The sequence below is a fragment of the Rhodovarius sp. genome, from assembly GCF_040399605.1.
GTDB lineage: Bacteria > Pseudomonadota > Alphaproteobacteria > Acetobacterales > Acetobacteraceae > Rhodovarius > Rhodovarius crocodyli_A.
Window position 1 is genome coordinate 1 of record NZ_JBBARU010000011.1, and the last position, 18,461, is coordinate 18,461.

General features: G+C 67.2%; 20 protein-coding genes. 16 read left to right on the forward strand and 4 right to left on the reverse strand.

Annotated features, from left to right (window positions below):
- Positions 1-260: 260 nt before the first annotated feature.
- From uppS to gloA, 11 genes are all read left to right on the forward strand, one after another.
- Positions 261-1,010, forward strand: a complete 750-nt coding sequence (gene uppS / locus ABWP84_RS05365) for a polyprenyl diphosphate synthase (protein ID WP_353210972.1) — start codon at positions 261-263, stop codon at positions 1,008-1,010.
- A gap of 41 nt (positions 1,011-1,051) precedes the next feature.
- Positions 1,052-1,840 (forward strand): phosphatidate cytidylyltransferase, encoded by a 789-nt coding sequence (locus ABWP84_RS05370; RefSeq protein ID WP_353210973.1) that lies wholly within the window; start codon positions 1,052-1,054, stop codon positions 1,838-1,840.
- Positions 1,831-3,003, forward strand: coding sequence for a 1-deoxy-D-xylulose-5-phosphate reductoisomerase (dxr, locus tag ABWP84_RS05375; RefSeq protein WP_353210974.1), 1,173 nt, complete (start codon positions 1,831-1,833; stop codon positions 3,001-3,003). The genes ABWP84_RS05370 and dxr overlap by 10 nt, the downstream gene beginning before the upstream one ends.
- Before the next feature lie 9 nt (positions 3,004-3,012).
- Positions 3,013-4,128 (forward strand): RIP metalloprotease RseP, encoded by a 1,116-nt coding sequence (gene rseP, locus ABWP84_RS05380; protein WP_353210975.1) that lies wholly within the window; start codon positions 3,013-3,015, stop codon positions 4,126-4,128.
- 116 nt (positions 4,129-4,244) lie between these two features.
- Positions 4,245-6,599 carry an outer membrane protein assembly factor BamA gene (gene bamA / locus ABWP84_RS05385; RefSeq protein ID WP_353210976.1) on the forward strand — a complete coding sequence of 785 codons (2,355 nt, stop codon included), beginning with the start codon at positions 4,245-4,247 and terminating at the stop codon, positions 6,597-6,599.
- An 18-nt stretch (positions 6,600-6,617) separates the two neighbouring features.
- The gene (locus ABWP84_RS05390; protein ID WP_353210977.1) at positions 6,618-7,502 is read left to right on the forward strand and encodes an OmpH family outer membrane protein; all 885 of its coding nucleotides are present in this window, start codon (positions 6,618-6,620) and stop codon (positions 7,500-7,502) included.
- A 6-nt stretch (positions 7,503-7,508) separates the two neighbouring features.
- Complete coding sequence (gene lpxD / locus ABWP84_RS05395; protein WP_353210978.1) at positions 7,509-8,552, forward strand: UDP-3-O-(3-hydroxymyristoyl)glucosamine N-acyltransferase; 1,044 nt, start codon at positions 7,509-7,511, stop codon at positions 8,550-8,552.
- A 10-nt stretch (positions 8,553-8,562) separates the two neighbouring features.
- Positions 8,563-9,009, forward strand: a complete 447-nt coding sequence (gene fabZ, locus ABWP84_RS05400; RefSeq protein ID WP_353210979.1) for a 3-hydroxyacyl-ACP dehydratase FabZ — start codon at positions 8,563-8,565, stop codon at positions 9,007-9,009.
- Entirely contained in the window at positions 9,006-9,821 is an 816-nt protein-coding gene (gene lpxA, locus ABWP84_RS05405; RefSeq protein WP_353210980.1) for an acyl-ACP--UDP-N-acetylglucosamine O-acyltransferase, read from the forward strand. The genes fabZ and lpxA overlap by 4 nt, the downstream gene beginning before the upstream one ends.
- A complete protein-coding gene (locus ABWP84_RS05410) occupies positions 9,802-10,668 on the forward strand; it encodes a UDP-2,3-diacylglucosamine diphosphatase LpxI domain-containing protein (protein ID WP_353210981.1) in 867 nt (288 codons plus the stop codon). The genes lpxA and ABWP84_RS05410 overlap by 20 nt, the downstream gene beginning before the upstream one ends.
- Positions 10,665-11,063, forward strand: coding sequence for a lactoylglutathione lyase (gene gloA, locus ABWP84_RS05415; protein ID WP_353210982.1), 399 nt, complete (start codon positions 10,665-10,667; stop codon positions 11,061-11,063). Before ABWP84_RS05410 ends, gloA begins: the two co-directional genes overlap by 4 nt.
- Here the strand turns inward: gloA and ABWP84_RS05420 are convergent, their stop codons facing one another.
- From ABWP84_RS05420 to ABWP84_RS05435, 4 genes are all read right to left on the reverse strand, one after another.
- Positions 11,064-12,035, reverse strand: a complete 972-nt coding sequence (locus tag ABWP84_RS05420; RefSeq protein WP_353210983.1) for a tripartite tricarboxylate transporter substrate binding protein — start codon at positions 12,033-12,035, stop codon at positions 11,064-11,066.
- Positions 12,036-12,230: 195 nt separating this feature from the next.
- The gene (locus ABWP84_RS05425) at positions 12,231-12,725 is read right to left on the reverse strand and encodes a nicotinamide-nucleotide amidohydrolase family protein (RefSeq protein ID WP_353210984.1); all 495 of its coding nucleotides are present in this window, start codon (positions 12,723-12,725) and stop codon (positions 12,231-12,233) included.
- A 9-nt stretch (positions 12,726-12,734) separates the two neighbouring features.
- A complete protein-coding gene (locus ABWP84_RS05430; protein ID WP_353210985.1) occupies positions 12,735-13,163 on the reverse strand; it encodes a phosphatidylglycerophosphatase A in 429 nt (142 codons plus the stop codon).
- Positions 13,160-15,097 (reverse strand): lytic transglycosylase domain-containing protein, encoded by a 1,938-nt coding sequence (locus ABWP84_RS05435; protein ID WP_353210986.1) that lies wholly within the window; start codon positions 15,095-15,097, stop codon positions 13,160-13,162. The genes ABWP84_RS05430 and ABWP84_RS05435 overlap by 4 nt, the downstream gene beginning before the upstream one ends.
- 84 nt (positions 15,098-15,181) lie before the next feature.
- On the opposite strand from ABWP84_RS05435, the gene dapA reads away from it, so the two are divergent.
- The 5 genes from dapA (at position 15,182) to folK (ending at position 18,454) form a co-directional block, all read left to right on the forward strand.
- Positions 15,182-16,060, forward strand: coding sequence for a 4-hydroxy-tetrahydrodipicolinate synthase (gene dapA, locus ABWP84_RS05440; protein WP_353210987.1), 879 nt, complete (start codon positions 15,182-15,184; stop codon positions 16,058-16,060).
- Positions 16,057-16,554, forward strand: a complete 498-nt coding sequence (gene smpB, locus ABWP84_RS05445; protein WP_353210988.1) for an SsrA-binding protein SmpB — start codon at positions 16,057-16,059, stop codon at positions 16,552-16,554. Before dapA ends, smpB begins: the two co-directional genes overlap by 4 nt.
- 197 nt (positions 16,555-16,751) lie before the next feature.
- Positions 16,752-17,432 (forward strand): sulfite oxidase-like oxidoreductase, encoded by a 681-nt coding sequence (locus ABWP84_RS05450; RefSeq protein WP_353210989.1) that lies wholly within the window; start codon positions 16,752-16,754, stop codon positions 17,430-17,432.
- Positions 17,425-17,967, forward strand: coding sequence for a glutathione peroxidase (locus tag ABWP84_RS05455; protein WP_353210990.1), 543 nt, complete (start codon positions 17,425-17,427; stop codon positions 17,965-17,967). Before ABWP84_RS05450 ends, ABWP84_RS05455 begins: the two co-directional genes overlap by 8 nt.
- On the forward strand, positions 17,936-18,454 hold the full coding sequence (gene folK / locus ABWP84_RS05460) for a 2-amino-4-hydroxy-6-hydroxymethyldihydropteridine diphosphokinase (RefSeq protein WP_353210991.1): 519 nt from the start codon (positions 17,936-17,938) through the stop codon (positions 18,452-18,454). The genes ABWP84_RS05455 and folK overlap by 32 nt, the downstream gene beginning before the upstream one ends.
- Positions 18,455-18,461 lie beyond the last annotated feature (7 nt).

Sequence of the window (18,461 nt, forward strand, 5' to 3'; positions counted from 1 at the left end):
ATATGTGAAGGAGATCGATGTGGCCTTCGCCGAGAAGGACAAGGATATCCGCACCGTCTGAACGGCTCATCTCCCGCTCTCCAAGCCCGCAGGCTTGGCAAGCGGGACAGTACCGGAATTTCGCCGCATTCGTCGGCAAGCTTGCGTCACATGGGCGGGCTTTGGTTTAGCGGGGCAAGAGGGGTTGCTATGGCGTTTGGTCTTGCCCGGGTCGAGCCCGGAGCCTCTGCTGCAATCCCATCCGGCGATGGGCGGCGCTGATGCCTGACACCACCCATGCCCTCGGCGGGGTTACGAACATCGCCCCGCCGCCACCGGTGCATGTCGCCATCATCATGGATGGCAATCGTCGCTGGGCGCAGGCGCGCGGTCAGCCCGTGGCCTTTGGCCATAAGGCGGGGGCGGATGCCGCACGCCGCGCCATCGAGGCGGCCGGCCATGCCGGGGTGCGCTGGCTCACCCTCTTCGCCTTCTCTTCAGAGAATTGGCAGCGCCCCTCGGATGAGGTGCAGGAATTGACCACGCTGCTGCGCTTCTACCTCAACCACGAGGTCAAATCCCTCGCGCGTGAGGGGGTGCGGCTGCGGGTAATCGGCGACAGGATGCGCTTTGGCGAGGATATGCGCCGGCTGATCGACCGGGCCGAGGAGGCAACGGCGCATAACACCGCCCTCAACCTCAATGTGGCGCTGAGCTATGGCGCGCGGGCGGAAATCATGGCCGCGGCCCGCGCACTCGCCGCCTCCGTCGCCCGGGGCGAAATAGCCCCCGAAGCGATCGACGAAGCCGCCTTCACCCGCAACCTCACCACTGCGGGCATGCCCGACCCTGATCTGATCATCCGCACCTCGGGCGAGCAGCGCCTGTCCAATTTCCTGCTCTGGCAGGCCGCCTTTGCCGAGTTCATTTTCCTCCCCGTGCTCTGGCCGGATTTTGATGCAGCGCAGTTCCAGGCCGCGCTGCACAGCTTCGCCAGCCGTGAACGTCGCTATGGGGCCCGTTTTCCTTGATGGCGGCGGTGGCGCCTGCTGGTACCGGGCCATGGCGAGATTTGCGCACCAGGCTGCTCTCGGTGCTGGTGCTAGGGCCGGTGGTTCTGGCCTGCCTCTGGTGGGGCGGGGCGTGGTTTGTGGGGCTCATGGCGGTGACCTTGGCGGGGCTTGCCTGGGAATGGGTGCGCCTTTGCGGTGGCTCGGCCTTGGGGCCGGCGGGTCTGGGCTTGCCGGTGGTCATTCTGCTGGCGGGGGGGCTGGCTGGGCTGGGCCTGCCCTGGCTGGGGGCGGTGGTGCTGCTGCCGGGGGCTTTTCTGCTCTGGCGCCTCGCCGGGGGATTGCCACGGGGATTTTTGGCGCTCGGCGTGGTCTATCTGGGGCTGTTCGGCGTGGCCTTCATCACGCTGCGGCAGGACCCTGAGGCGGGGCGGGCCAATGTGTTTTTCCTGATGCTGCTGGTCTGGGCCAGTGACAGCGCCGCCTATGTTGCCGGCCGCGCCCTGGGTGGGCCAAAGCTGTGGCCTGCCATCTCGCCCGGCAAGACCTGGTCGGGCGCGCTGGGCGGGCTTTTGGGCGCGATGGCGGTGGGGGCGGGGGCGGCGGTACTGGTAGCGCCGGTCGCCTCACCGCTCTGGGCGGCCCTGGTGGCGGGGGCGCTTGGGGTGGTATCGCAAGCCGGTGATCTGCTGGAAAGCGGCATCAAGCGCCGATTCGGGGTGAAGGATTCCTCTCACCTCATTCCTGGCCATGGTGGCCTGCTGGATAGGCTGGATGGATTTTTGGCTGCCGCCCCCCTGGCGCTGGCTTTGGGCATGATCTTGGGTTCAGGAGCATATTTGTGGCGTTAGGCAGGCGAATCACGGTCCTCGGCGCCACTGGCAGCATTGGCCGCAGCACGGCTGCGCTGCTGGAGGCGGCCCCGGAGGGCAGTTTTGTGGTGGAGGCCCTGGTGGCCGGGCGGGATGCCACGGCCCTGGCCGCCCAGGCCCGCCTATTGGGTGCGAAGCTCGCCGTGGTGGCCGATGAGGCCGCACTTCCCGCCCTGCGCGAGGCGCTGGCCGGCTCAGGCATTGAGGCCGCGGGTGGCGAGGCGGCGGTGCTGGAAGCCGCCTCCCGCCCGGTGGACTGGACAATGGCGGCGATTGTGGGGGCGGCTGGACTGGCCTCCACCCTCGCCGCGCTGCGCCATGGCGGCACGCTCGCTCTGGCCAATAAGGAAAGCCTGGTCTGCGCCGGGCCTATTGTGCTGGAGGCGGCGGCCGCGGGGGGCGCCACCCTGCTGCCGGTCGATTCTGAGCACAATGCCATTTTCCAGGCGCTGGTGGGCGCCGCCCCGGAGAGCATCGAGAAGATCATTCTCACCGCCTCGGGTGGGCCCTTCCGCAATGCCTCCCTGGCCGAGATGCGCGCCGCCACGCCCGAGCAGGCGGTGAAGCACCCGGTTTGGTCCATGGGCGCGAAAATCTCGGTCGATAGCGCCTCGATGTTCAATAAGGGGCTGGAACTGATCGAGGCGGCGCGGCTTTTCCCCGTCCGCCCCGAGCAATTGGATGTGCTGGTGCATCCGCAATCGGCGGTGCATGGGCTGGTGCAGTATCGTGATGGTTCGCTGCTGGCCCAACTCGGCAGCCCGGATATGCGCACCCCCATCGCCCATGCCCTGGCCTGGCCGGAGCGCATGCATGTGGATGTGCCCAGGCTCGACCTCGCCGCGCTGGCAAAGTTGGAATTTGCAGCACCCGACCCGGTGCGATTCCCCGCCCTGCGGCTGTGCCGGGAGGCGCTGATGGCCGGCGGGGCCGCGCCTTGCGTGCTCAATGCCGCCAATGAGGTGGCGGTGGCGCTCTTTCTCGCCCGCAAGCTGGGTTTTCTCGACATCGCCGTGGTGGTGGAGGAAACCCTGGCGGCGCTGGGCCATGAGAGCTTGCCCGACCTCGCGGCGGTGCTGGCGATGGATGCACGGGCACGCGAATGCGCCACGCGCATTGCGGCGGGCCGGGTGGCGGCCTAGGTAAGCGCCATGTTGGATTTCATCCCGGATTTTCCCCGAACGATTCTTGCCTTCCTGGTGGTGTTGGGCGTGCTCGTGTTCATTCACGAACTCGGCCATTACCTGGCCGCACGCTGGCGTGGAGTGCATGTCGATGCCTTCGCCATCGGCTTTGGCCGGGCCATCACGAGCTGGACAGATAGGCGCGGCACCGAATGGCGCCTCGCCTGGATACCGCTGGGCGGCTACGTCAAGCTGCATGGTCAGGCGGATCTCGGCGAGTTGTCGGCCGAGGACAAGGCAAAGCTGCGCCCTGGCCAAACCTTTCACGACAAGCCGGTGCGCGACCGCGCCATTGTCGTCGTCGCCGGGCCGGTGGCCAATTTTCTCCTCGCCATCCTGCTCTTTGCCGGGCTCTTCGCTTTCCACGGCCAGCCGGTGGGCCAGACGGCCATTGGTGCCGTGGCGCCGGGTTCGGCGGCCGAGCGCGCCGGGCTGCTGGCGGGCGATGAGATTATCAGCCTCGATGGCAACCGCGTGACCCGCTTTGACCAGCTGCAGCGCTACATCCAACCGCGCGCCGGCCAGGAGGTGGCGGTGGCCTTGACCCGTGAGGGCCGTGAGATGGTGCTGCGCGCCACCCCCGGCATTCGTCCGGGCAGTGAGGCAGCACCTTTGGGCGTGCTGGGCGTACAGGGCAGTGCCGTGCGCTTCGAGCCGATGGACCCGCTCAGCGCCTTGGCTGCCGGCGCCGCCCAGACCCTTGATGTCAGCAGCCAGACCATGGTGGGCATCTGGGAGATGCTCACCGGCCAGCGCAGCGCGCGGGATCTGGGCGGGCCGATCAAGATCGCCGAGGTGAGCGGCGAGGCGGCCTCGCTGGGCATCGTGCCCCTGGTCAATCTGATGGCCTTGCTATCGGTCTCGCTGGGGCTTTTGAACCTCTTTCCGGTGCCATTGCTCGATGGCGGGCATTTGCTGTTCTACGCCATCGAAGCGGTCCGCGGCCGCCCACTGCCAGCGCGCGCGCAGGAATATGGCTTCCGGGCCGGCTTTGCCCTGCTCATCGGCTTGTTTGTCTTTGCCACCTGGAATGATATTGCCCATGGCGCGATTGGTCGCTGGGTTGCGGGACTGGTGAGCTGAAGATGCAGCCTCTATGGTCCGCCACGGCCGGGGCCTCTGCCGCGCCGATTGATCTGCACACAGCCTTGCCTCATCGCGATGGAACTGCCCCAAGTCGGGACAAGCGGAATTTGAACATGACACTTCGCACCCTCCTGCTGGCCTCCGCCTGCCTCATCCCGCTTTTGCCGGTGGCCGCACAGGCGCAGCAGCGCCGGCCCCAGCCGAACCCCACCGCGCGTGAGGTTGCCGGCGTGGTCTCGGCCGTGGAAGTCCGCGGCAATCAGCGCATCGATGCCGATACGGTGCGCAGCTACATGCTGCTGCAGCCCGGCGATGCCTATGATAGCGACCGCTCGGACCGCAGCCTACGCAGCCTCTTCGCCACCGGCCTCTTCGGCGATGTCGCCATCGCCCGTGATGGCTCCCGCCTGGTGGTCAGCGTGGTTGAGAACCCCCTGGTCAACCGCGTGGCCTATGAAGGCAATCGCCGGCTGACCGACGACACCATCCGCCCCCAGGTGCAAATGCGCGCCCGCGGCGTCTTCACCAGCCAGCTCGCCCAGGCCGACCGGCAGCGCATTCTTGACCTTTACGCCCGCCGCGGCCGCTTCGCCGCCCGCGTGGAGCCCAAGATCATCCAACTCGATCAGAACCGGGTGGATGTGATCTATGAGATCACCGAGGGCGATGCCGCCCTGGTCAGCCGGATCAATTTCGTCGGCAATGCCAGCTATTCCGACGGCAAGCTGCGTGACGTGGTGGCAACCCGCGAGCAGGCCTTCTATCGCCCCTTCTCGAGTGCCGACACCTTCGACCCTGACCGCCTCAGCTTCGACCGTGAGTTGCTGCGCCGCTACTACCTGCGCAATGGCTTTGCCGATGTGGAGCCCGGTGCGGCCAGCGCCGAATTGACGCCCGACCGTTCGAGCTTCTTCATCACCTACAATATCAATGAGGGCCCGCGTTACCGCTTCGGCGAGATCAGCGTCACCTCGGCCTTCCCCACCCTCGACATCGCAGCACTGCGCAGCCGCCTCGAGATTCGCACCGGTGACTGGTATGATGGCGATGCAGTCGAGCGCATGGCGCAAAGCCTGGCCGATGCCGCCAATCTGCGCGGCTTTCCCTTCGTCGATGTGCAGCCGCAGGTCGAGCGCAACCGCGAGAACAACACCATCGCCATCACCTTCCAGGTGGCCGAGGCACCGCGGGTCTATGTTGAGCGCATCGATATCAACGGCAATGTCCGCACCCAGGATAGGGTGATCCGGCGCGAATTCCGCCTCGCCGAGGGCGATGCCTTCAACGCAGCGCAGTTGCGCCGCTCGCGCGACCGTATCCGCAATCTGGGCTATTTCAGCGATGTGCAGCTCACCTCCCAGCCGGGCTCGGCGCCTGACCGGGCGGTGGTCAACACCAATATCCAGGAGCGCGCCACCGGCGAGGTGAGCGTGGGTGGCGGTTATTCCACCGATGCAGGCTTCCTGGCCGATTTCGGCCTGCGGGAGCGCAACCTGTTGGGCACGGGCGTGGATGCGAGGCTGAACGGCACCGCGGCCCAGCGCCGCAGCCAGGTGGATTTTTCGGTCACCGACCCATCCTTCATGGACCGTAACCTCGCCGTCGGCGCCGATCTCTTCCTGGTGCAGCGCAACCTCACCAATATCGCCAGTTACCAGGAGCGGCGCTATGGCTTCGCCCTGCGCGCCGGCTATGAGTATAATGAGCGGCTGCGCCAAAGCGTCTCCTATACCCTGGTCAATCGTAACGTCTTCGATGTGCAGGCGGGGGCATCGCCCTATATCTTGGAGCAGGCCGGGGAGACCCTGCTCAGCCAGGTGTCGCAAACCCTGACCTATGACGCGCGCGACACAATCATTCAGCCCTCGCGCGGCTATTTCCTGCGCTGGGGCGCGGATCTCGCGGGTCTAGGCGGTGATGTCGCCTATTTGCGCAATCGCTTCGACGGCGCACTGTACCTGCCGCTTGAACGGCTGTTGGGCGACCCGGATTACGTGCTGACGTTGAGCAGCGGCTTTGGCCACCTCGCCCCCTTCAATAGCCGCTCGCCCTATAACACCAGCACCGGCGCGGGCGGCGAGCGTGATCGCATTGTTGACCGCTTCTTCCTGGGCGGTGAAAACCTGCGCGGCTTCGCCATCGCCGGCGTCGGCCCGCGTGACACCAGCACGAGCGACAGCTTGGGCGGCAGGATGCTCTGGACCGCTGGCGCCGAGATGCGCTACCCGCTGCCGGTGCCAAGCGAACTCGGCCTGCTCGGCCGCGCCTTTGTCGATGCAGGCGCGCTGACCCAGGGCCCGTCGGGGCCCAATATCAGCAATAGCGGCGCCGCGCGCGTGGGCGTGGGTGTGGGCATTTCCTGGCGCAGCCCCTTTGGTCTGATCAATATCGACCTCGCCAAGGCCGTGGCCAAGCAATCCTATGACGTCACACAGATTTTTCGCTTTGGCTTTGGTACGCGGTTCTGAATTCGGGATATGAAGACAATGACCAAGACGCATTTTCTCGGCCGCGTGAGCCTCGCTTTGGCCGTGGCCGCACCGATTTTGGCCGCGCCCATGGCTATGGCGCAGCAGGATCCAGGGTTTTTCGTCCCCGGTGGCCAGCGCCCCCAGGGACAGCAGACGCAGGGCCAGCAGCAGCAGCGCCCGCCGCAGGGCCAGCCTTCAACGCAGCGCCCGCCCCAGGGCCAGCCCCAGCCGGGCCAACGCCCCGCCGGCCGCACGGAGGCACCAGCACCGCTGCCCCCCGGCCAGCCGCCGCCGGCCGCGGTGATCGGCATCGTCGATATTCCCGAGGTGCAGCGCGTCTCCGCCGCCTTCAATCAGGTGCGCGAGGAAATCGAGCGCCGCCGCACCCGCCTGAATGACGAATTGCAGCGCGAGCAGAATGGCTGGCGCGATGCCCAGCAATCCCTGGCCGGCGAGCGCGCCGGGCTGCAGGCCGAGGTGCTGCGCCTGCGCGAGCGTGAATTGCAGGACCGCATCACCGATAGCCAGCGGATCTTCCGCAACCGCAGCCAGGCCATCGAACAGGCAGCCCAGGCCGCGCTGGTCGAGATCGAGCAGGCGCTGGGCAATGTCATCCGCCAGGTGGCCCAGTCGCGCAGCGTGAATATCATGCTCCCCCGCCCGCTGGTGATCATGAATGAGCCGGCCTTCGACCTGACGGAGGAGATCGCCCAGCAATTCAACCGCTCCCTGCCGCGGGTGGCCATCCAGGCCGAGAGCGATGGGCGCAACCCGCCAGCGCCCGCTGCCGCCGCTGGGGGCCGCCCCGCTGGTGCCCCCGCTGGTGCCCCCGCTGGCGCCCCCGCTGGCGCACCCGCTGGCGCACCCCCCGCCGTCACCCCCCGCACCCCCGCGCGCTGAGGCCAAATGGCGGCCCATCCCCGCTTCTTTCCCGGCCAGGGGCCGCAGCCTCTTGCGGCGCTTCTGGCGGCGGCCGAGGCCCAGGCCGAGGGTGATGCTGAGCGCCGCTTCAGCGGCGTCGCCGCCCTGGCGGAGGCTGGGCCGGATGAGATCGCCTATCTGGAGACCGCCAAGCACCGCGAAGCCCTCAGCGCCACCCGCGCAGGCGCTGTGGTGCTGCGTGAGGGCGAGGCGGCGCTGCTGCCGCCAGGCTGCCTTGGCATTATCAGCGCCATGCCGGCCCTGGCCTTTGCCCGGATCGCGGCGGTGTTTCACCCCAGCCCGCGCGGGATGGGCCAGCGCCATGCCGCCGCCGCCATCGACCCCTCGGCCCAGATCGACCCCAGCGCCGATATAGGCCCCTTCGCGGTGATCGGTGCCGCCGCCGAGATCGGGGCGGGCTGCATCATCCATGCTCATGCCGTGGTGGGCCCGGGCGTGGTGCTGGGCGAAAATTGTACGATCCATCCCCATGCCAGCATCTCCAATGCCATATGTGGCCGTGGCGTGGTGCTGCATGCCGGTGCCAGGGTGGGCAATGAGGGTTTCGGTTTTACCCCCACGCCCCAGGGCCGCTTCGTCACCATGCCGCAACTCGGCGCGGTGCTGCTGGGTGATGAGGTCGAGGTCGGCGCCAATGCCTGCATCGATCGCGGTGCGCTGGGCGATACCGTGGTGGGCCGGGCCACGCGCATCGATAATCTGGCCCAGCTGGGCCATAATGTGCGGCTGGGGCAGGGCTGTGTGGTGGTCGCCCAGGTCGGAATATCGGGCTCCGCCGTGCTGGGCGATTGGGTCCAGGTTGCGGGCCAGGTCGGCATTGCGGGGCATCTGCATATCGGCGACCGGGCACGCATCGGCGCACAATCGGGCGTGATTCGTGATGTCGAGCCGGGGGCTGATATGCTGGGTTCGCCGGCGCTCCCCGTGCGGGTCAAAATGCGTGAGATCGCCACCGTCCAACGCCTCGCCGCCGCCGGGCTCAAGACCATGTCAAAGAAGGATAATTGAGGGTCGCTTGATGACTGAAACCACCTTGGACATCGCCGCCATCATGCGGGCCATCCCGCATCGTTATCCCTTCCTGCTGGTCGACCGTGTGGTGGAGATGAACCACGATAATTATTGCGTCGGCATTAAAAATGTCACCATTAATGACCAGTTCTTCCAGGGCCATTTCCCGGCCGAGCCGGTGATGCCCGGCGTGCTGATCGTCGAGGCCATGGCCCAGACCTCGGCGGTGCTGGTGGTGGAGACGCTGGGGCCTGAGAGCCAGGGCAAGCTGGTTTACTTCATGTCTATCGACAGCGCGAAATTCCGCCGGCCGGTGGTGCCGGGGGACCAGCTGCGCATCAAGGTCACAAAGGTGCAGCGGCGCATGAGCGTATGGAAATTCATTGGTGAGGCGACCGTCGATGGCCGGGTCGTGGCAGAGGCGACCTTCGCCGCCATGATCCGCGACCGATGAACCAGATCCACCCCTCGGCCATCATAGCCCCCGGCGCGCGCATCGCAGCCGGTGTGACGATCGGGCCCTTCTGCACCGTGGGTGCCGATGTCGAACTGCGCGAGGGGGTCACCCTCATCAGCCATGTCGCCATTGAGGGCCACACCATCCTCCATGAGGGCGTGCAGGTCTCGCCCTATGCCTCGGTGGGCCTGCCGCCGCAGGACCTCAAATACAAGGGAGAACCCACACGATGCGAGATCGGCCCACGCAGCCTGCTGCGTGAGCATGTCACCGTCCATCGCGGCAGCCTCGGGCGCGGCCACACCATGGTCGGCGCTGATTGCATGCTCATGGCCTGCTCCCATGTCGGCCATGATTGTCAGGTGGGCGATCGGGTCATCATGGCCAATAACGTCATGCTCGGCGGCCATGTGCAGGTGGGTGATCAGGTCTTCATCGGCGGTGGTGCGGCCATCCATCAGATGGTGCGCATCGGCCGCCACGCGATGGTGGGCGGCATGTCGGGCGTGACCAATGACATCCCCCCCTTCGGCAATGTCTTCGGGCTGCCGGCGCGGCTGGTGGGCCTCAATGTCATCGGCCTACGCCGGCGCGGCTTCTCCAAGGAAAATCTGGCGGCGCTGCGCCTGGCCTTTCGGCTGCTGTTCCGCGATTCCGGCATCTTTGCCGAGAAGCTGGAATTGGCCCGCCAACGCTATGTCGATGATGTGCTGGTCCAGGAGGTGCTGGCCTTCATCGCCTCGCCCGAGCGCCGCCGCGAAATGTGCCGCCCGGGCCGCATGACGGCCGATGACGACGACGACGCCTGAGGCCACACCGCTCGGCATCATCGCCGCTGGCGGGGTAATGCCGCGCCGGCTGGCGGATGATGTGCTGGCCAGCGGCCGGCCGGTCTATGTGGTGGCAATCCGCGAATTCGCCGAAAGCCAGCTTTATGCCGGCTTGCCGCATCGGGTGGTGCGCCTGGGGGCGGCGGGCCAGGTGATCGCGGCTTTTCGGGCCGCTGGTGTGCGCGATCTGGTGATGCTCGGCCATGCGAGGCGCCCCTCATTGCTCTCACTCTTTCCCGATGCCTGGACGGCTTCCGCCATTGCCCGGGTGGGCCGTGGCTATTTCGCCGGCGGCGATGACACGCTGCTGCGCGGCGTCACCCGCGTCCTTGAGGATGAGGGTTTTGTCGTGCGCGGCGTGCATGAACTGCGCGCGGGGCTCACCCAGGCGCCGGGGCTGCTGGCCGGCCCCGCCCCGGATCCCGCCCAGGCCGCCGATATCCGCCGTGGCATTGCCGTGCTGCGCGCCATGGGGCCGGTGGATGTCGGCCAGGCCGTGGTGGTGCAGCAGGGGCTGGTCCTCGCGGTGGAGGCCATTGAGGGCACCGATGCCATGCTGGCCCGCGCGGGCAGCCTGCGGCGCGAGGGGCCGGGCGGTGTTCTGGTCAAGCTGGCCAAGCCGGGGCAGGATTTGCGCCTGGACATGCCCACCATCGGCCCCGTCACCGTTGAGAATGCCAAGGCTGCGGGGCTTAGCGGCATTGCCATTGATGCCGGCCGCAGCCTGGTGACCGAAAGCGAGGCCACCATCGCCCTCGCCGCCCGATACGGGCTATTCATCCTCAGCCTCGACCCTGAAGCCTTCAACAAGGACATTCCATCATGACCGCACCCGCCTTTCGCCTGCTGCACACCATGCTCCGCGTCACCGATCTGGAGCGCAGCGTGGATTTCTACACCCGCCTGCTGGGCATGAAGGAAACCCGCCGGCGCGATGTACCCGAGGGCAAATACACCATCGTCTTCGTGGGCTATGGCGATGAGGCGCAGGATTGCATGCTCGAACTCACCTATAATTACGGCGTGGACAGCTATGAAATCGGCACCGCCTTTGGCCACCTCGCCATTGGCGTGCCCGATCTCTACGGCACCTGCGATGCGCTGCGCGCGGCGGGGGCGAAGATCACCCGCGAGCCGGGGCCGTTGAAATTCGGCACCACGCTGATCGCCTTCGTGGAAGACCCCGATGGCTACAAGATCGAGTTGATCGAGAAGAAGTGATCAACCCTCGAGCCTGACCCCCGCCAGCCGCGCCACCTCACCCCATTTGGTGATTTCGGACCGGATGAAGGCTGCGAATTCTTCCGGCGTGGTGGGGTCCGGGATCGAGGCGAGGGCGGTGATGCGTTGCACCACCGCCGGCTCGCGCAGGATGGCCACAACATCGCGGTTGATCCGGGCGATGATGGCCGCGGGCGTGCCGCTGGGTGCGACGATACCGCTCCACCCCGCGGCGGCGAAGCCTGGCAGTACAGTCTCGGCCAAAGTGGGAATATCGGGCAGGGCGGCCATGCGATAGGCGGTGGTGATGCCCAGCGCCCGCACCCGGCCAGACTGGATATGCGGCATGGCACTGGCCGTGCTGTCGAACATCAATTGGACATTGCCGGCGATGAGGTCGGCGATGGCCGGGCCCGAGCCGCGATAGGGTACATGGCTCATGGTCAGGCCCGCCTGATGGGCGAACATCTCGCCCGTCATATGCTGCGCCGTGGCCGGGCCGGCCGAGGCGAAGGGCTGGCCGGGATTGGCCCGGATATGGGCGACCAATTCCGCCATGCTGCGCGGTGCAAAGCTGGGATGGGTGATGACCACCAGCGGCACCAGGAAAATATTGGTGATCGCCATGAAATCCCGCGCCGCATCATAGGGCAGCCGGGCCATGACACCGGGATTGACCCCCAGCGTGCCCGAGGTGCCAATACCCAGCGTATAGCCATCGGGCGTGGCACGCGCGGCCGCCTCCATGCCGATGGAGCCTGCACCACCGGCGCGGTTCTCCACCACCACACGCTGCGGCCAGCGCTGCGACAATTGGTCCGCCACCAGCCGGGCGAAGACATCCGCCGCCTGGCCGGGCGGGAAGGGCACGATCATCCGCACCGGCCGTGACGGATAGCCAGAGCCCTCCGCGGCGAGGCCCAGGGTGCTCAGGGCAGGCATGGCCAGCAGGGCGCGACGGGTCGCTTGCATATAGGTTTCCTCCGAGGGGCATTCTGCCGGCAAGTGGGCGGGATGGGAATGCTCGCCGAGGTAAATCGGCCGGGTGGAAAAAGCTGTGGTTTTTCAAAACCGCACTATTCGGACAAATTCGGTGTCAGGCCCGGCCTTGGCAGGTGAAGGTTAGCGCTGAGGGGCTATTGTGTCAAGGAATTATAGCCTAAATCCTTATCCCGCCACCATGGCTTGCCGCGCCAGCCCAAGCACCGCATCCACCGTGGCGGCCCGCACCTCAGCCCTGTCGCCCGCAAAAACCCGTGCGAGATGGATGGTCTGGCCACCGCGCCGGGCGGCCGCCATATGCACGAGGCCCACGGGCTTGCCCGGCGTGGCGCCACCTGGCCCGGCAATGCCGGTGCAGGAGAGGGCGATATCGGCGCCGCTGCGTGCCAGCGCGCCTTCGGCCATCAGCCGCGCCACCGGCTCGCTGACGGCGCCGACGGCGGCCAGCACGGCCTCGGGCACGCCCAATTGCGCCGTCTTCATCGCATTGGAATAGACCACAAAGCCACCCAGCACGGAGGAGGAACTGCCGGCAATGGCGGTCAGCGCCGCGGCGATCAGCCCGCCGGTGCAGCTCTCGGCGGTGGCGATGGTGAGGTTTTGCGCCCGCAGGGCTTCGAGCAGGGCGGCGCAATCATTTTGGGTATGGGGGTGCAGCATCGGGCGATCCTACAGCGAAACGCCCAGGGCTTGCAGCAGCAGAAGCACCATCCCGGCCATGGCGCCGGCCATGATGTCATCACCCATCACCCCGGCTGGAGTTTTCTGCCGATCCAGCATCCGCACCGGGCCGGGTTTCCAGATGTCGAAGAGGCGGAACAGGGCGAAGGCCAGCGCCACCCCCAGCCAACCAAAGCCGGGCAGGGCGGCCAGGGCCAGGGCCTGGCCGGCGCCCTCATCAATCACCACCCAGCCGGGGTCCTGACCGGCCTCGGGCAGGCGCTTCAACGCCCATAGCCCCAGCATCAGCAGCAAAAGCGCCAGCAATGCCGCCGCCGCCGGCCCCAGCAAGATCACCGGCAGCACCATGAGGCTGCCCCATGTGCCGGGAGCGGGGCGGAGAAACCCCACCCCGCCGAGGGATACCACCCATTTCATCGCAGCCATGCCGCCATGGGGTGCGGCGTGTTCACACCGGCCAGGGCGCGATAGACCGCGACATTCTCCATCACCCGCTGGACGTAGTTGCGTGTTTCGCCAAATGGGATTTGTTCCATCCAATCCAGCATGGCGGGGCGGCCCTGGCGCGGGTCGCCATAGGTTTGCAGCCATTCATCCACCCGGCCCGGCCCGGCATTATAGGCGGCGATGGCAAAGGGCCAGGTGCCGCCAAAGCGGCCAATCATCTGGTCGAGATAGGCCGAGCCGAGGCGCATATTATGCGCCGGATTGGCCTGCAGCCAGGGCAATTGATGCGGGATGTTCAGCCGCCGGGCAACCTGCTGGGCGGTGGCGGGCAGCAATTGCATCAGGCCACGGGCATTGGCCGAGGAAATGGCCTCGGTATCAAAATTGCTCTCCTGTCGGGTGATCGCCTTGGTGAGCGCCGGCTCAATCGCCAGCCTCTCGCTGGGGTAGGGGCTGGGCCAGCCATCGGGCACCAGCATGGCCCCCGAGGCGCCGGCCCGGCGCGCCACCCAGACCGGGTTTTCCGGCCGGCCGCTGCGGTTGGCGAGTTGGATGAGAAGGGTGCGTTCCCAGGGCTGGGTGGAGAGGTCCTCAATCCGCAGCAAGAAGATTCGCGCGCGCCGGCCTTCGCCCATTTCGGCCAGCAGGGGAATGATGCGCGCCACCTCGCGGTTCATGAAGGCGGCATTCTGGGCCGGGGTGGCGCTGGGCTGGTTGATGGCGCGAATGCGCTGGGCCAGCCGCTCCGGCCCCTCACCCAGCGCCAGCCCGCCGAGTTGGCCGTAAAACGCCACGGGATAGGAAGCGGCCATGCCCCAGGCTTCCCGGGCGGCTGGGGCCTGGCCGGCGGCGGCGAGCGCCATGCCACGCCAGTAATGGCTGCGGGCGAGGGTGATGGCGCTGCGGCTGCCCTCGGCCACGGCGGCAAAATGCCGCGCCGCGCCGCTGGGGTTGTTGAGAAAACGCAGGGCGATGAAGCCGGCAAGGAATTCGCCCTCCTGCCGGGGCTCGCCGGGGCCGGGCTGGCCGTGCTGGGCGGCGAGTTGATAGGCGCCGGCCGCATCCCCCAGGCGCAGCGAGCGGCGCGATTGCAATTGCCGCTCGGTCCAGATCGCCCTTCCCGCCTCGGCGGTGAGGTTGGTTTGCGCGGCGGCACCGGCGGCAAAGGCGGCCGCCGCCTCGCTGTCGCGCCCGGCCACGCGCAGCGCGCGGGCGCGCTCCAGCGTGGCACCGGCATCGCGCGCGGCCAGGGAGGCCCAGGCATTGGCATCGCCGCCGCTGGCATAGCTCAGGCGCAGTTGGGCGATCTGGGCGCGGGGGGCATCAAGATAGGGCAGGAGGCGGCCGGCGGCGGCAAAATCCCGGGCGAAGCTCAGGCGATTGAAGCGGGCCCAATGCTGGTCGGTGGTCAGCCGCGCGGCGTGGCGTTGCAGGAAGAGGCTTTCATCGGTGGCATCGGCCGGGGTCTCGGCCCAGCCACGGCGGGCGGCCTCGGTGGCCTCACGGTCGCGCCCGGCGCGGGCCAGGGCATCGGCATGGCGCATGGCGCCGCCCACCGTGCGGGCCGGGCGGGTGGTGAACCAGCGCAGCGCCAGCCCATCATCGGGGTTATTCTCCAGCACCGCCTCGGCATTGCGGGCGATGACGTCCATGGCAGGCCAATCGCCGCTGGTTTCGGCGAAGGCGAGGAATTCCTGCGCTGTGGAACTCGCCTGGCGCGATTGCAGGCGCAGCCACAGCACCATCTTGCGCAAGAGCGGATCGGCGCGCTCGGCGGCGACATCCGCCTCGGCCCAGCGATTCTGCGAGGCGGCGACAAGGGCGAGCCGGCCGGCCTCGCGCGGGGCCTGGGCGGCGGCGAGGTGGGGAAGGAGCAGGAGGAGGCAAAGCAGGCTTCGGCGCATGGTTCAGGGTGTAGCGCGCGCCGCCGCCTTGTTGCAGGGGGGCGCGCGCGTTACTTATGCTCGCTCGAAAGGGAGTTAAACGCGATGTTCCAGGGTTCAATGGTGGCGTTGATCACGCCGATGCAGGCCAATGGGACGCTCGATGAGAAAGCGTTTTGCGAGTTGGTGGAATGGCAGATCGCCGAGGGCACCGAGGGTTTGGTCCCGGTGGGCACCACGGGCGAGTCGCCCACACTGAGCCATGACGAGCATCGCCGGGTGGTGGAGCTTTGCGTGCAGGTGGCGCGCGGGCGGGTGCCGGTGATGGCCGGGGCCGGCAGCAATAGCACCGCCGAAGCCATTGGCTTTGCCGAACACGCCCTGAGCGTGGGCGCCGATGGGCTGCTGGTGGTGACGCCCTATTACAACAAGCCGACGCAGGAGGGGATGTTCCTGCATTTCTCCGCCATTGCCGATGCGGTGGCGCTGCCGCTTTTCATTTACAATATCCCCCCGCGCAGCGTGGTGGATATGACGCCGGAGACCATGGGGCGGCTGGCGAAGCACCCCAATATCAAGGGTGTGAAGGATGCGACGGCGAATTTGACCCGGCCCTTGCACCAGCGGCGCGAATGCGGGGCGGATTTCATTCAGCTTTCGGGCGAGGATCACACGGCGCTGGCCTTCATGGCAGCCGGCGGGCATGGCTGCATTTCGGTCACCGCCAATATTGCGCCGCGCGCCTGCGCCGAGATGCATCGGGCCTGGCGCGAGGGCCGTCTGGCCGATGCCATGGCGATTCAGGAGCGGCTGACCCCGGTGCATGATGCGATGTTCTGCGAGACCTCGCCCGCGCCGGTGAAATACGCCGCCTCGCTGCTTGGCAAGTCCAATGCCCTCTGCCGCCTGCCCATGGCGCCTTGCAGCGACAGCGCGCAGGCGCGGGTGCGGGCGGCGATGTCGGCGGCGGGGCTGTTGAATTGAGCCGCGACAAAAAGAAAAAATCGAGCCTGATCAGCCACGGCATTGCGGCGCAGAACCGCAAGGCGCGTTTCGACTATAAGGTGATGGAGGAGATCGAGGCCGGGATTCAATTGATCGGCCCCGAGGTGAAGTCGTTGCGCTCGGGCCGTGCGGCGCTGGCCGAGGCCTGGGCGGGTGAGCGCGATGGCGAGATGTGGCTGTTCAACTGCTATATTCCGGAATGGCAGGCCGGCAGCTTCATGGCCAAATTCGAGCCCAGGCGGCCGCGCAAATTGCTGCTGCACAAGAAGCAGGTGAGCACGCTGGCGGGCTCTATCGCGCGCGAGGGCATCACGCTGGTGCCGCTGGATATTCATTTCAATGATCGCGGGATGGCCAAGGTCACGCTGGGCCTGGCCGAGGGCAAGCAGGCGCATGATAAGCGCGCCTCCATTGCCGCGCGGGACTGGCAGCGGGATAAGGCGCGGATCATGCGCAACAAGGGCGGCGAATGAGGGCGCTGCTGGCCGGTTTTGCCTGCTGAAGGAAGCGGCGGCTGTGGCACCATCCTGCCGCTCGTGCTGATCGATCAAGGCTCGCCACCGCGCGCCGAGCGGCGCCCGGTGATACTCCCCCTTGCATCCGGCGCGGCGCATGGCACCTAGTGGGCGGGACGCCGCGGATCAGCAGGCCCCTGCCAATCAAGGCCAGCATGTCGGAGCAAGCCATGGATGACACCGCAGCAAACCCTATCGCCCCCGGAAGAGAGAAGCTGGTGGCGAAAAAGCAGGAATGGGCCCGCGAGGGCCGGCTGCTAACGGGTGAACATGCTGACCCTGCCACCCGCCTGCCGCCCGGGCAGCGGCTGGTGACCGATTTTCCGGTGCTGGATTTGGGCGTGCAGCCCGCCATTGGCCGTGACAAGTGGCGGTTGCGGGTGGATGGGCTGGTGGCGAACCGGCTGATCCTCGATTGGTCGGCGTTTCAGGCGCTGCCGCAGGCGGAATGGCTGAATGATATTCACTGCGTCACCGCTTGGTCGCGCTATGATAATCGCTGGTCGGGGGTGGGGGCGCTCACGCTGCTGAACCTGGTGCAGCCCATGGCCGAGGCCAGCCATGTGGTGTTCCATTCCTATGATGGCTACACCACCAACCTGCCGCTGGAGGCCTGGGCCCGGCCGGAGAATTTGGTGGCCACGCATTGGAATGGCGCGTCGCTCGACCGGGTGCATGGCGGCCCGGCGCGGATTGTGGTGCCGCATTTATATTTCTGGAAATCGGCGAAATGGATCACCCGCATCGAATTGCTGGCCGAGGATCGCCCCGGTTTTTGGGAGGTGCGCGGCTACCACAACAATGCCGACCCATGGACGGAGGAGCGTTATGGTTGAGCGCCGTCTTTTGCTGGCCGGCGCGGCCGCGCTGATGGCCGAGCCTGCCGCTGCCGCTGGCCTTGGCGATTTTTCCATCACCCGGCTGGAGGGGGGCACGCTGCCGCTGGCCGAGTTTGCCGGGCGGTTGGTGCTGGTGGTCAATACCGCCAGTTTCTGCGGCTATACCCACCAATATGCCGCTTTGCAGGCGCTGCATGACCGTTACGAGGCGCGGGGCCTGGTGGTGCTGGGTGTGCCCAGCAATGATTTCAATCAGGAAAGTGCGGATAATCAGCGCATTCGCGCATTTTGCGATGGGATGTTTGGCATCACCTTTCCCATGGCCGGGCTTTCGGTGGTGCGGGGCGGGCGGGCAGTGCCGCTGTATCAATGGCTGGCCGCCCAGGCGGGCGGGCCGCCGCGGTGGAATTTCCACAAATATCTGGTGGCCAGGGATGGGGTGCGGGTGAGCGCCTTCGCCACCCAGGTGGAGCCGCAGGCACCGCAATTGCTGCGCGCCATTGAGGCGGCCTTGGCGGTGCAGGCTGGCTGAACCCATCCTCATCGGCATTGGCGCCAATCTGCCCGGCCCTGATGGCGCAGCACCCTTGGCCACATGCCGGGCGGCGGCGGCGGCTTTGGATGGCCTGGCCGGCTTGCGGCTGATGGCGCTCTCGCGCTGGTGGGAGAGCGCGCCCATCCCGCCGCTGCCCGGCGCGCCGTGGTTCGTCAATGGTGTGGCCAGGCTGGCCGGGGAGGCCGAGCCCGAGGCCTTACTGGCGGCGCTGCATGCCATCGAGGCGCGTTTTGATCGCGCCCGGCCTTACCCCAATGCGCCGCGCACGCTGGATTTGGACCTGCTGGCGATGGGCGATTTGCGGCGGGATGGCGCGCTCATTCTGCCGCATCCGCGGCTGCATTTGCGCCATTTCGTGTTGCAGCCGCTGCTGGAGGTGGCGCCGGGCTGGCGGCATCCGGTGCTGGGAGACGCGGCGGGCCTGCTGGCGGTGCTGCCGGAACAGGCGTTGCGCCCGCTCTGACGCCCGG

Bases quoted from the DNA above. Each gene is read 5' to 3' on its own strand.
- ABWP84_RS05420 (WP_353210983.1), bottom strand. From the start codon at position 12,035: ATGCAAGCGACCCGTCGCGCCCTGCTGGCCATGCCTGCCCTGAGCACC.
- bamA (WP_353210976.1), top strand. From the start codon at position 4,245: ATGACACTTCGCACCCTCCTGCTGGCCTCCGCCTGCCTCATCCCGCTT.
- ABWP84_RS05435 (WP_353210986.1), bottom strand. From the start codon at position 15,097: ATGCGCCGAAGCCTGCTTTGCCTCCTCCTGCTCCTTCCCCACCTCGCC.
- fabZ (WP_353210979.1), top strand. From the start codon at position 8,563: ATGACTGAAACCACCTTGGACATCGCCGCCATCATGCGGGCCATCCCG.
- lpxA (WP_353210980.1), top strand. From the start codon at position 9,006: ATGAACCAGATCCACCCCTCGGCCATCATAGCCCCCGGCGCGCGCATC.
- dapA (WP_353210987.1), top strand. From the start codon at position 15,182: ATGTTCCAGGGTTCAATGGTGGCGTTGATCACGCCGATGCAGGCCAAT.
- ABWP84_RS05425 (WP_353210984.1), bottom strand. From the start codon at position 12,725: ATGCTGCACCCCCATACCCAAAATGATTGCGCCGCCCTGCTCGAAGCC.
- ABWP84_RS05455 (WP_353210990.1), top strand. From the start codon at position 17,425: ATGGTTGAGCGCCGTCTTTTGCTGGCCGGCGCGGCCGCGCTGATGGCC.
- ABWP84_RS05450 (WP_353210989.1), top strand. From the start codon at position 16,752: ATGTCGGAGCAAGCCATGGATGACACCGCAGCAAACCCTATCGCCCCC.
- ABWP84_RS05410 (WP_353210981.1), top strand. From the start codon at position 9,802: ATGACGACGACGACGCCTGAGGCCACACCGCTCGGCATCATCGCCGCT.
- ABWP84_RS05390 (WP_353210977.1), top strand. From the start codon at position 6,618: ATGACCAAGACGCATTTTCTCGGCCGCGTGAGCCTCGCTTTGGCCGTG.
- ABWP84_RS05430 (WP_353210985.1), bottom strand. From the start codon at position 13,163: ATGAAATGGGTGGTATCCCTCGGCGGGGTGGGGTTTCTCCGCCCCGCT.
- uppS (WP_353210972.1), top strand. From the start codon at position 261: ATGCCTGACACCACCCATGCCCTCGGCGGGGTTACGAACATCGCCCCG.
- gloA (WP_353210982.1), top strand. From the start codon at position 10,665: ATGACCGCACCCGCCTTTCGCCTGCTGCACACCATGCTCCGCGTCACC.
- rseP (WP_353210975.1), top strand. From the start codon at position 3,013: ATGTTGGATTTCATCCCGGATTTTCCCCGAACGATTCTTGCCTTCCTG.
- lpxD (WP_353210978.1), top strand. From the start codon at position 7,509: ATGGCGGCCCATCCCCGCTTCTTTCCCGGCCAGGGGCCGCAGCCTCTT.